11 protein-coding genes are annotated in these 11,861 nt (G+C 36.5%); 6 read left to right on the top strand and 5 right to left on the bottom strand.

The features are described 5' to 3' along the window. Positions 1–191 precede the first annotated feature (191 nt). The 5 genes from spoIIID (at position 192) to fabZ (ending at position 3,945) form a co-directional block, all read left to right on the top strand. Positions 192–455 (top strand): sporulation transcriptional regulator SpoIIID, encoded by a 264-nt coding sequence (gene spoIIID / locus ACWATA_RS24890; protein ID WP_013059792.1) that lies wholly within the window; start codon positions 192–194, stop codon positions 453–455. Positions 456–641: 186 nt separating this feature from the next. Continuing rightward, complete coding sequence (locus ACWATA_RS24895; RefSeq protein WP_013059791.1) at positions 642–1,643, top strand: rod shape-determining protein; 1,002 nt, start codon at positions 642–644, stop codon at positions 1,641–1,643. Between the two features lie 114 nt (positions 1,644–1,757). Continuing rightward, a complete protein-coding gene (locus ACWATA_RS24900; protein ID WP_033580401.1) occupies positions 1,758–2,582 on the top strand; it encodes a flagellar hook-basal body protein in 825 nt (274 codons plus the stop codon). Between the two features lie 23 nt (positions 2,583–2,605). After that, complete coding sequence (locus ACWATA_RS24905) at positions 2,606–3,427, top strand: flagellar hook-basal body protein (protein ID WP_033580402.1); 822 nt, start codon at positions 2,606–2,608, stop codon at positions 3,425–3,427. A gap of 83 nt (positions 3,428–3,510) precedes the next feature. Then, the gene (fabZ, locus tag ACWATA_RS24910) at positions 3,511–3,945 is read left to right on the top strand and encodes a 3-hydroxyacyl-ACP dehydratase FabZ (protein ID WP_013059788.1); all 435 of its coding nucleotides are present in this window, start codon (positions 3,511–3,513) and stop codon (positions 3,943–3,945) included. 28 nt (positions 3,946–3,973) lie between these two features. On the opposite strand, the gene ACWATA_RS24915 is transcribed toward fabZ, so the two are convergent. Both ACWATA_RS24915 and ACWATA_RS24920 read right to left on the bottom strand, forming a co-directional pair. Then, on the bottom strand, positions 3,974–4,396 hold the full coding sequence (locus ACWATA_RS24915; protein ID WP_028411995.1) for a helix-turn-helix domain-containing protein: 423 nt from the start codon (positions 4,394–4,396) through the stop codon (positions 3,974–3,976). A gap of 523 nt (positions 4,397–4,919) precedes the next feature. Next, the gene (locus ACWATA_RS24920; RefSeq protein WP_028411996.1) at positions 4,920–5,357 is read right to left on the bottom strand and encodes a YwpF-like family protein; all 438 of its coding nucleotides are present in this window, start codon (positions 5,355–5,357) and stop codon (positions 4,920–4,922) included. A 96-nt stretch (positions 5,358–5,453) separates the two neighbouring features. On the opposite strand from ACWATA_RS24920, the gene ssb reads away from it, so the two are divergent. After that, positions 5,454–5,816, top strand: a complete 363-nt coding sequence (ssb, locus tag ACWATA_RS24925) for a single-stranded DNA-binding protein (protein WP_028411997.1) — start codon at positions 5,454–5,456, stop codon at positions 5,814–5,816. 282 nt (positions 5,817–6,098) lie between these two features. On the opposite strand, the gene ACWATA_RS24930 is transcribed toward ssb, so the two are convergent. The 3 genes from ACWATA_RS24930 to ACWATA_RS24940 all read right to left on the bottom strand — a co-directional run bounded on the left by ACWATA_RS24930 (position 6,099) and on the right by ACWATA_RS24940 (position 11,640). Next, on the bottom strand, positions 6,099–7,157 hold the full coding sequence (locus ACWATA_RS24930) for a C40 family peptidase (RefSeq protein WP_473050261.1): 1,059 nt from the start codon (positions 7,155–7,157) through the stop codon (positions 6,099–6,101). Between the two features lie 297 nt (positions 7,158–7,454). Beyond that, a complete protein-coding gene (locus ACWATA_RS24935) occupies positions 7,455–10,085 on the bottom strand; it encodes a DEAD/DEAH box helicase (RefSeq protein ID WP_028411999.1) in 2,631 nt (876 codons plus the stop codon). Continuing rightward, positions 10,078–11,640, bottom strand: coding sequence for a hypothetical protein (locus tag ACWATA_RS24940; protein WP_034263687.1), 1,563 nt, complete (start codon positions 11,638–11,640; stop codon positions 10,078–10,080). The genes ACWATA_RS24935 and ACWATA_RS24940 overlap by 8 nt, the downstream gene beginning before the upstream one ends. Positions 11,641–11,861 lie beyond the last annotated feature (221 nt).

Below are 11,861 nucleotides of genomic sequence, written 5' to 3' on the forward strand. Positions count from 1 at the left end.
AAAAAAGTAAATAAAAAACACTAAATTTTCAAAAAAATATAAGAAATCACTTGTCCTTACTGACTTTTCTAGCATATATCTGCACACAAGCTAATAAACTGTTACAAACCTATAAAGAGAATGTTAGAAAAGGGATAATATATACATTCCCTTGGATACTTCTCATATCCAATTTGGGGAGGGCGAGTAGTGTGCACGATTACATCAAAGAGAGAACTATCAAGATTGGAAAGTATATTGTAGAAACAAAGAAAACAGTTCGTGTAATTGCGAAAGAATTTGGCGTTTCGAAAAGTACTGTCCATAAAGATTTAACAGAGCGTCTACCAGAAATAAATCCTGAGTTAGCAAATGAAGTAAAAGAAATTCTTGATTACCATAAATCTATTCGGCATTTGCGTGGAGGAGAAGCAACAAAATTAAAGTACAAAAAAGAAGAAGAAACTGTAAAGTAAAAGAATGCCCGATATTGCCTTTTTTATAGAGGTAGTATAGGGCATTTTAATTTTTGGATAAAATAGGTATATAATAAATATTTTTGCTAATAACAACATACATATACAAATTGTGATAAAATAGTAAATTAGGAAAAAAGAATGGTTATCATGCAAAGATATGTAAATAGAAGGAGGATTTAAGGTATGTTAGCAAAAGACATTGGTATCGATTTAGGTACAGCTAACGTCTTAATTCACGTTAAAGGCAAAGGAATTGTGTTAAATGAACCGTCTGTTGTGGCGATTGATAAAAATACAAATAGAGTGCTAGCAGTAGGGGAAGAAGCGAGACGTATGGTAGGAAGAACGCCCAGTAATATTATTGCCATTCGTCCATTAAAAGATGGCGTTATCGCTGACTTCGAAATTACCGAGTCTATGCTCAAACACTTTATTAATAAATTAAATGTAAAAGGTTTTTTATCCAAGCCTCGTATTTTAATTTGTTGTCCAACAAATATTACCTCTGTTGAACAAAAAGCAATTCGCGAAGCTGCTGAAAAAAGCGGTGGAAAAACCATTTACTTGGAAGAAGAACCAAAAGTCGCGGCTATTGGCGCTGGAATGGATATCTTTCAGCCGAGCGGAAACATGGTCGTAGATATTGGTGGAGGTACAACCGATGTGGCTGTCCTTTCAATGGGCGATATTGTAACAGCAGCTTCTATTAAGATGGCTGGTGATCGTTTTGATGCGGAAATTTTGCAGTACATTAAACAAAAATATAAGCTCTTAATTGGAGAGCGTACAGCAGAAGAAATTAAAGTGAAAATTGGCACAGTGTTTCCTAAAGCTCGTAATGAAGAGCTGGACATTCGAGGGCGAGACATGGTTTCAGGCTTACCTCGTACGGTTACTGTTTATTCTGAGGAAGTAGAGGAGGCACTTAGAGAGTCTGTCAGCGTCATTGTACAAGCTTCGAAAAGTGTATTAGAGCGTACACCTCCCGAACTTTCTGCCGATATTATAGACAGAGGCGTTATTTTAACTGGCGGTGGAGCATTGCTTCACGGTATGGATCAGCTGTTAGCGGAAGAATTAAAGGTGCCTGTGCTAATTGCAGAAAATCCAATGGGTTGTGTAGCTGTTGGAACAGGTATTATGCTTGATAATATTGATAAACTATCTCGTCGCAATATTGTTTAAATAAATGAAGACTCCTCTATTGGCTCGTTTCATACAGAGGAGTCTCTTCTTTTATTTATTATACTCTGTCAGCCGGCTATAACGAACAACGTTTACTTGTAAGGAGGATGAAGTATGTTTAAAGGGTTTTACACGGCAGCAGCGGGTATGCTGTCTCAGCAGCGTCAAACTGACTTATTAACGAATAACATAGCAAATGCTAATACGCCAGGATTTAAAGCAGATCAAGGTACGTTAAAGGCATTTCCTGATATGTTACTGCAGCGAATGGAATCTGAAGATTTACCCACTGACCGTAACATCTCTGTTCAGAACAAAAAAGACATAGGTACAATTAATACGGGTGTGTATATGCAAGAAACAGTTCCAAATTTTACACAAGGTGATCTTCAGCAAACGTCTCAATCAACTGATATTGCATTGATGGAGCAAAATATGCCTACAAAAGAGGGCGGCCTATTTTTTGTGGTACAAAGCCCTAATAATACGCCTCAATATACAAGAAACAGTAATTTTACATTAGATCAAGAAGGGTTTTTAACTACGTCTACGGGAGCTTATGTATTAAATACAAATAATCAGCCAATTCAACTGAAAAGTGAAAACTTTACAGTTGATTCACAGGGTAACGTAACGGAAAATAATCAGCAGATTGCACAAATCGGTATTGCTTATTCTAGTGATTTACAAACGATTAAAAAGGCAGGGAATGGATTGTATGAAACGTTGAACAATCAGTCCTTGCCTTCAGCAAGAAATAATCCAGGCATTTCTTATCAGTTAAAGCAAGGATTTGTTGAACGTTCCAATGTAGATGCTGCTCAAAGTATGACGGATTTACTAACAGCTTACAGAGCTTTTGAAGCAAATCAAAAAATAATGCAAGCTTACGATAGAAGCATGGATAAAGCGGCAAATGAAATTGGACGTGTGCGCTAAAAGCAACAGGGGAGATGAAGAGAATGAACCGTACAATGATAACAGCGGCTAATACAATGGGGCAGCTACAGCAGCAGCTTGATGTCATCAGTCACAATTTATCTAATACAAATACGACAGGATATAAATCGAGAGACGCTTCATTTAACGATATGCTGTATCAACAAGTAAATAATCAAGTAGACCAGGGAACAGAAAAGCGGCTTACACCGTCTGGAATTCGACAAGGTTCAGGAGCTTATCTAGACCAAACACGCTTAAATATGACGCAAGGTGCTTTTGAAAATACAGACAAACCATTAGATGTAGCTGCATCAAATCCAAACGTTTATTTTCAAGTTGCCGTAAACGATTCCGAACAGCCTGTACAATATACGCGAGATGGTTCATTTCACCTTAGGCCTGAAGGCCCCAACAATGTTAAATTAGTAAACGGTTCTGGCCAGGATGTGCTGGGGGAAAATGGTCAAGCTATTATTTTCAGTAACGCATTTAAAGATATACAGATTGATGGAAGTGGAACGATAACGGTTACTACGAATACGGGCGTTGACCAGTTTACCCTTGGGTTAACAAATGTCCAAAAGCCGCAGGAGCTAGAAGCTAAAGGAGAAAATCTATTTGCTTTTCCAGCTGGGATGAACCAACCGAATATGTTTACAGATCTGACTGGAAAAGCTCGAGAAACAGCAGGCGTAGATCAAGGGAAATTGGAACAGTCAAATGTAGATTTGAGCAAAGAACTCACTGATATGTCCATTGCCCAACGTGCGTATCAGTTTAATTCCCGCTCTATTTCAATTGCAGACCAAATGATGGGCTTGGTGAATGGAATCAGAGCTTAAGCAAGTAGTTGCTTCTCAATTGAGCATTCTGTATATTGATAATAGTATCGTATGTTACATGCGGTTTGAAAGGAGACTTATTTATGCTTGATATTGAACAAATTAAAGAAATTATTCCACACCGATATCCATTTTTATTGGTCGATCGTATTTTAGAAGTGGAAGAGGGAAAGAAAGCAGTTGGTTTAAAAAACGTATCTGCCAATGAAGAATTTTTTAACGGGCATTTCCCTGACTATCCTGTGATGCCAGGGGTTTTAATTGTAGAAGCTTTGGCTCAGGTAGGAGCAGTAGCTATGCTAAAAAAAGAGGAAAATCAAGGACGTTTAGCATTTTTTGCAGGCATTGACAACTGCCGTTTCAAAAAGCAAGTAAGACCTGGTGATCAGCTGCGTTTAGAGGTTGAAATTGTACGTGCGCGTGGATCTATTGGCAAAGGAAAAGGTATCGCAACTGTAGATGGAGAGTTAGTCTGCGAAACAGATATTATGTTTGCTTTAGGCGATAAAAAAGAATAGTACATAAGAGCTGCTGATGCAGCTTTTTTTATTGGCGCTGCAAAGCAGAAAAAAGTTTCTTTAATAAAGGTATAATATCCGTTAGCAACTCTTTTTGAAGAGTTGGTGACAGAGATGAAAATTGTAAGAGCACATGTTTTAATAAGGGCTGTTTATCTATGAGGGTTAAAATGGTATTTTCCTGTGAATCCGATTCACGTTTTCTTGTTAAGTAAAGAAGTTGGAAGTCATGTAAATAATCTTGTTTATAAGAGGAAGGCTCAATAAGTTGGTCTAGCGTAATTTGAAAACAATTACATAGAGATAGAAAATCAAAAATGGAAGGCGTTTGTTTCGAACATTCCCATTTTGAAATAGTTGTACGAGAAACATTCAACTGATTTGCTAATTCTTCTTGTGAAAATCCTCCTTTTAGTCTGAAATGTTTAATTCTTTCTCCAAAATCTTTCATATGCATCACCTGATTTCGTAAAGATAAGTATATGTCTTATTGTTCGAATGTAGTTCATGTTCTTTGTAACATGCTTAATTTGCACAATATGAAACATATACACTTTACTTTCTGCAATAAAGGGAATAAAACCTGTTTTTATTTCTTTTTTTTCTCTAAAAAGATTCATTTTTCTGCATGGATATAAAAAAAAGAACAAAAATAGAGGTTTTTATAGTAAAAAAATCCTATTTTTTGTTCGGTATATTGAAAAAAATGGTTGAATAACGGGGAAAAATGCATTAATATACGAATTACAAAGAAAAAGGAGTGAAAAAATGACAAATTTTTATTTGAAAAGGCAAGGTGCTCGCATAAGAGATAATCGCTTCAAACGTTCTAGTCATGCACATTTATTTTTAGGAAAAAAAGAAAGGTACCTCTCCAGTGAGTTCTCTTTTCTTTACCCTTCTCATGGACCAACGAAAAAGACCTCAAACAATAATCCTCTCTTTTAAATCCAGACACCTTGAGATGACTTGACTTATTTTTTAGATGTACTTTTTACCGGTCTGTTTCGAAGCTGCAGTTTGAACTGTTGAAGTAAATCTTGACCTGATAACCCTTGGTTAATTAAATCCTCTAAGAGCATTTCAGCATAATGAAGTCTCCGTTCTTTTAAAACACCTTTCATCAACAAACTAATACGATTTTCACCAATTGAAGTAATGGAAGCCACGGTAGCTATAAAGGTAGCTGGATCATTTGTTTCTTTCGTAATTTTAGCTTCTACCGTCACTTTTTGTTTATCTTTCAACAAAACATGAAATTCATCGTACCATTTCTTATCGATAACTGCTTCTAAAATCCAGTTATTTTCGCCGTCTTCTTTATTAATAATAAGGCCATTAGTTAGTGAGACAGACTGACGCTTTTCTTGATCATCAACCAATTGAAATGACACAAGTTTAAATGTTTTCATTGATGTTTCCTCCTTTACGTAAATAGTAGGTTATCCATATTATAACATGAATGAGCTTAAAGATTCCCATTATTCAATCAGTTGGAGTGGTAGACTATGATTAACCATATTGTTCTTGTAGGAAGACTGACAAAAAAGCCGGAGCTTCGATATACCCATGAAGGGATTGCCGTATCTACTATTACGTTAGCAATTAATCGAACGTTTCGAAATGTTGAAGGTGAATATGATGCTGATTTTGTCAACATTACTCTGTGGAGAAAAAATGCAGAAAATACAGCTGCTTACTGTGATAAAGGAGCGGTTGTAGGCGTGGTAGGGCGTGTACAAACGCGCACATTTGAAAATAATCTTCAGCAACGAGTATATATGACCGACGTTGTGGCTGATGCGGTTAAATTTTTAAGTGGAAAGCCATCTGATTCTTCTTCATTTGGTTCAAATCAACAAGAAGAATAAAGTGATCTAGTATGAAAGGGGGTGATTAGTTCAGCTAAGGTTTTAATTCCCCTTATCTATCATAATAGAAGATAGATCCTCCTTAAGAGCAAGGCTCTTTCTATATTCTCAAGAGAGAAAATTAAAGTATTCACTATCCCCGAATTATTCCTCTATTTCAGCCGTTAAATTATTTAACGGTTTTTTTAATGAAAAGATCCGAACGAGTTTGATTCTCCATCAAGAATCAAACTCATTCGGATCTTCCTTCAGCTAACATACTCTTGTCTCAGCTTCTATCAGTTATTTAGCAAACCTTTTTGCACCTAAGTAGCGCTTGCTCCAGTAGCTGTTATCTAAGCTTGCAATGGTTACACCGGTAGAAGATCCAGCATGAATAAATTGACGATTACCAAGGTAAATGCCCATATGTGTAGGGCCGCTAGAATATGTATTAAAAAACACTAGGTCACCAGGCTGTGGATTACTTACGGGTGTTGATACACTCCAATAACCAGCCGTCGTATAGCGCGTTGTAGAAATTTGTTGTTTCATTACGTAATAAATGAATCCGCTGCAGTCGAAACCAGAAGGAGTTGTGCCACCCCATTTGTAAGGAACACCCATATAACGTTTTGCATCTGAAATCATTTGCGATACATTTAATGTTCCGCTAGAAGTTGAAGGTGTTGATGTACTTGGTTTTGTTGTTGGCGTAGTTGTTTGAGCGCTTTTTGATACCTTTAATTGTTGATTTACATAAATCGTATTAGACGTTAATCCATTTATTTGTTTTAATTCGCTCACGCTCATGTGAAATGCCGAAGCTATTTTAGACAGGCTATCTCCACGCTGAACTTTGTAAGTTCCGTTTGCATCCTTAGAAGGAGTTTCTGCTGGTTTACTCGTAGTTGGAGTCGATGCGCTGTTGCTTCCATTTACTTTTAACGTTTGGTTAATATAAATGATGTTGGAAGAAAGAGTGTTCAAACGTTTTAATTCTTCTACGCTCATATTAAAACGAGTAGCCACTTTCCAAAGGGTATCGCCGCTTTGAACTTTATAGGTTGAACCAGTAGCAGGAGCTGAAGGCTTTTCTTCCTTATTAGATGGTTGAGAGGTTGAAGCAGAAGGAATCGATAACGTTTGTCCTATGCGAATTGTATTTGAAGATAACTTATTTACGCTTTTTAAAGCTTCTATCGTTTTATGATATTTAGTAGATAACGACCAAAGTGTATCTCCAGCTTTCACTTGAACAGTTGAAGCAGATGCTTCAGCAGATGCTTCAGCTGAAGCTTGATATAAGAATGTCCCGCCAACAATGGCGCCTAGAGATAAAGCGAGCTGCCTTTTTTTCATTAATAAATCCCCCTAATTATGTAAATGTTTCGTGTTTATTTTTCCAATATGTCTATTAAATTACAAAAATATTATATGTATAAATATGCTGGAATTTAAAGAGAAAGTAAAGGGTCTTTTTCGCTATAAAAATACCTTTTTATTCAAAAAACGATATTTATCGCGTTTTTTGTATCTTTATCAGTAGTTGAAGAACGATTTACACTTATTTTTTTGTGTCGAATGATCTAATAAAAAAAGAGGACAAGTAAAAAAGTCCTCTTTTTGGTAACGGTGTAACACATTTTATAATTTTTCTTATTCATTTCTGTAAGCAAGAAGCTCTTGTAGCTCTTTATTCGAAAGTTCTGTTACCCATTGATCTCCTTGGATGAGTTCATTGTTGAGATGTTGTTTTTGATTGATCACTTCATCAATTTTTTCTTCAATCGTTCCTCTTGTAATGAATTTATGAACATGAACAAATTTATTCTGACCAATGCGATGGGCCCGATCGGTTGCCTGGTTTTCAACGGCTGGGTTCCACCATCGGTCAAAATGAATAACGTGATTTGCAGCTGTTAAATTCAATCCAGTTCCACCTGCGCGAAGAGAAAGGATAAAGATGGCTTTTTTCCTTGCTTGAAATTGAGCAACCATTTCATCTCTTTGCTCTTTTGACAAACTTCCGTGAAGGAATAAAACCGGCTCGTTGATTTCTTTTTCTAAGGTTCGTTGTAGCATGAGTCCTGTTTCAATATACTGAGTAAAGATTAAACAGCTTTCTTGCTGTGTGCGAATGCTCTCTACGAGTTCAATAATTTTTTCACTTTTATGAGATCGCCGTACCGTTTGTTTAGCTGCACTTTCCTTTAAGTACAAAGCTGGATGATTGCATAATAATTTTAGCTTATTTAGTGTTTGCAAAATCATGCCTTTTCGTTCAAATCCTGTTTTTTCCTCTGTTTCTTGAAGCATTTCTTGAACTAGCTCCTGGTAAAGTGAAGCTTGTTCCGCTGTCAGCGGGATATATTCTTTTTGTTCTTGTTTATCAGGCAGTGAGCGGGCGATGCTTTTATCTTGTTTTGTTCTTCTCAATAAGAAAGGTTGAATGAGTGCTTTAAGCTCAACAGTTCGTTCAGGTTTCTCGCCTTTTTCAATGCCGGCTACAAATCGGTTTTTAAATGAATTGATTGTTCCTAAGTAACCGGGATTGATGAATTCAAATAATGACCATAGTTCCAGCAGACGGTTTTCAATTGGAGTTCCAGTAAGCGCAATTTTGTGTCTTGCTTGCAGCTGACGGATGGCTCTCGCCTGTTTAGTCTGCGGGTTTTTAACATGTTGCGCTTCGTCTAAGGAAATGCTGTTCCATATAAACCCTTTCAACAATTCGACATCCAAAAGGGCAACTTGATAAGTCGTAATCACCACGTCAGTACTTTCACATATCTTCTCAAATGCATCTCCGCCGGTTCTTTTCGGCCCGTAATGAACATGAACACGAAGAGAAGGGGCAAATTTCTGTAATTCTTTTTCCCAGTTTCCAATTAAAGAAGTTGGGCAAACGATAAGAGAAGGAAAGCTATGTAACTGATGAATGTTTGTTAAATAACTAATTAATTGAATGGTTTTACCTAGCCCCATGTCATCTGCTAGACATCCTCCTAAGTTAAACTTTCTCAAAAACATGAGCCAATTCAAGCCTTGCTGCTGATAAGGTCTTAATATCCCTTTAAATTCAGAGGGAGGCAGCACTTCCGGCAGCCGTTCTAAATCCGTTAAGGATGTAATAAATGATTGAAAGGAAGCGGGGAGTTGGAATTCAACTTTTACCTCTTCTTCATCAGTTTTACTGTCTGCCATGTAGGTTAGCTTCGTTTTTAAAATTTCATGAATTGAGACGCCTTTTTTACTAGCTTCTTTAACAATTTTCTGCGCTTGTTTAATTAATCTAGAATCCAGTTGAATCCACTGTCCGTTAATAGATAATAATCGGCGTTTTTGTTCGACTAATTTCCGAAACTCTTCTTCTGAAAAAGTTTGATCGCCAATAGAAAATGACCAGCGGAAGCTGCTGATAGCTTGTTTACCAAACAATGCAGATGAAGTATTTTCTATAGCGCCAGATACTTTTATGGTGGCTTTTTTTAATGATTCCCACCAGCTTGGCAAATGGATAGAGACACCTTGTTCAATCAATGCTGCACTATCTTGAGTTAGAAATTCCCATACTTCCTCATCTGTTAGGACAGACTGAATAAACGCTCCTTTTTGGTATAAAGTAGGAGCCAATGCTTTCCATCGTTCGTGTTCGTAAGCGATATATGATTCGTAGTGATTCCACTCTTTAGGAAGTGTTCCTCCCAGTATAAAAGGTTCTTTGGCTTCATCGTGGGGAATCACAAATGTTTCAGCCGTCCATACATCTCCATCGGTCGTTGGCTCTACAACACGCAATGAAAGGTCAAAGGGAGGATTATAGCTCTCGCCTCCTATGCTTATTAAAAAGTCTTTTCCTTCTTTTTTTAATAGGCTCTCTTTAATTTGTGCTCGCCACTCTTGCTCATCAGCTTGTGAAAGCGATCCAGTCATTTGTTTTTTTAAAGGAAGAGAATGAAATTTCCCTTGGATAATCTTCTTTGTCATATCGACTGCAATTTGCTGATAATCTTCCGCTGAAGCGGATAAAGCCGGTTTCAACACATGCTGTTGAATAGGTGATTGTATGAAAGTGAACATTTGCCATGCAGAAAGAAGAATTCCTTTTTTTCCATTAATCTCAACCTGTGTAGCTTCACTTCCGTAATAGGTCTGTTCATGCCATAGAAACAGCGCATCTTTCCATGTATCAGGGAGCAAAATTTGGCCGCTAGGTGATACACAGTAGAGAAAAAAGTCATCGTGTACAGGTTCGACTTCAAGTGTTAAATGAAACAAATCAAACATTCAGTAAATCTCCTTTTTCTAATAGTTGTTGAAATGCGCGCTGTTTCTTCGTTTTTATCGCTAATTCTTCTATATAATGTTCCCATAGTAGAGAGCGATTCATTTGTAGATAAAGTCTTTTTAATTCTTGTAAGTAGATATAGGCTTCTTGATAACTGCTTTTCTTTTTTTCATAAATCAGCTTTGAAATCATTTGATGATAAAGAGGAATAACCAGCTTTTCATCTTTTTGTTTTAAGGCCTCTATCGTTTGCTCGTCATATTTAATGCTGTCATATTGAAGAAGCACCTGTAATTCAACCCATTTTTTTAATTGGTTAGAAGCATATAGAAAATCACTGTATTCAATAAAACTATAGGGAAGTAATGTTTGCAATGCTTCAGTATACAAAGTTTGCTCGTTCGTTAAGTCTTTATAGTGCTGAAATAAATTTACAATCATGGAGACCATATTTCGGCTTCCTTGATAAGTAGTTGGAACGGTGCGTACGTAATCTCCTATATAGGTCATTATATAAGAGCCCCACTGAGCAAAGCGGTCAGTTTCTTTTTCGTGCAATAAATCATTTAACCAAGGGATAAGATAGGGAATCATTTGTAATGTTCCATCGCTCAAACGTTCTTTTGCTTCTCTATCTTTTTCTTGAAGAAATAAAAGATAGGAAAGAGCTGTATTATTTATAAAAGAACCATGCTTGGCTTTTAATTCGCGTTCCTCATTTTTTCGCCATCTTTCTAACGTGAAGACTTTTTGCCAAATAACGCGATAAATTTCAATACGCTCATATTGTAAAGGCATATCATTATGCAATAATTCTCGGATGTATGGGATGCTGTCCTCTATAATAGATAATGCATCCCGATCGTATTTCGTTTGCTTTAATGAATCAGCGGTAGCATAAATTTCATTTGTTATTTTGTAGACGTGACTATATACGAATGATTCCTCGATGTTAGTAGAAAGCTGATGTGCCTGTAATTGAGCTGATAGTTTATAAAATGTATGAACCGCTCCATACATACAAAATAAAGCATAAAGCAATGGATGCTCAGGAGCTTTTTTCACTAAAGAACGGTAATAGTACTGATAATATTCATGATAAATGGACCGGTCATTTTCGTTCCGCCCCTGCATAAAAAGCGTATACTGCTCCTCAAAAGTTTGTCTCCACTCTTGAAAAGTTGCCTTGGGTTTTTTTAACACTTGTTTGGCAGATAGCATAGTCAAAGCTTCTTTCTCATGGTTTCGCCATTCTTTGAATAGGGGCGAAAGCGGTTCTATTAATGAATACATATAAAAAAACGCTGCAAAGCAGTGTTCACAAAATCCGTTATGCTGACAAGAACAGGTACTTTCAGGGAGCAGCTGTTTGTTTAGTTCAACATAAAACGAATCGATTTTAACGTTTAATATCTGTTCATCATTGTGCAAAATGAAGAATGAATGGGTACGGTAAAGGTCTAGTCCTGCTTGGGCATTTGTACGATAGCTTGCATCACTGTACGGGAAATGATGTATAAATTGGTGCTGTAAGTGATCTGAAAACGAACTCATAATCCCATTCCTTTCTATACATAAGTGGAACATAAAATTATATTTATAAGTGATTAATTTTCTTTTCATTATAAATGATAAAAATAGAATTATACAAAATCTTTTGTTATGATAAAGCAGAATCCAACATGACTCTTTATAAAAAGAAATGGATTCAACATGACTTTGTGTACATACTCAATCGAAGACTTACTATACTATAACCAATAAGCACGATTGAC

The organism is Priestia sp. USM5, from assembly GCF_058323215.1.

What these genes read in the sequence shown, in the direction of transcription:
- ACWATA_RS24895 (WP_013059791.1), top strand. Translation starts at nt 642, where the DNA reads ATGTTAGCAAAAGACATTGGTATCGATTTAGGTACAGCTAACGTCTTA.
- ACWATA_RS24900 (WP_033580401.1), top strand. Translation starts at nt 1,758, where the DNA reads ATGTTTAAAGGGTTTTACACGGCAGCAGCGGGTATGCTGTCTCAGCAG.
- ACWATA_RS24905 (WP_033580402.1), top strand. Translation starts at nt 2,606, where the DNA reads ATGAACCGTACAATGATAACAGCGGCTAATACAATGGGGCAGCTACAG.
- fabZ (WP_013059788.1), top strand. Translation starts at nt 3,511, where the DNA reads ATGCTTGATATTGAACAAATTAAAGAAATTATTCCACACCGATATCCA.
- ACWATA_RS24915 (WP_028411995.1), bottom strand. Translation starts at nt 4,396, where the DNA reads ATGAAAGATTTTGGAGAAAGAATTAAACATTTCAGACTAAAAGGAGGA.
- ACWATA_RS24920 (WP_028411996.1), bottom strand. Translation starts at nt 5,357, where the DNA reads ATGAAAACATTTAAACTTGTGTCATTTCAATTGGTTGATGATCAAGAA.
- ssb (WP_028411997.1), top strand. Translation starts at nt 5,454, where the DNA reads ATGATTAACCATATTGTTCTTGTAGGAAGACTGACAAAAAAGCCGGAG.
- ACWATA_RS24930 (WP_473050261.1), bottom strand. Translation starts at nt 7,157, where the DNA reads ATGAAAAAAAGGCAGCTCGCTTTATCTCTAGGCGCCATTGTTGGCGGG.
- ACWATA_RS24935 (WP_028411999.1), bottom strand. Translation starts at nt 10,085, where the DNA reads ATGTTTGATTTGTTTCATTTAACACTTGAAGTCGAACCTGTACACGAT.
- ACWATA_RS24940 (WP_034263687.1), bottom strand. Translation starts at nt 11,640, where the DNA reads ATGAGTTCGTTTTCAGATCACTTACAGCACCAATTTATACATCATTTC.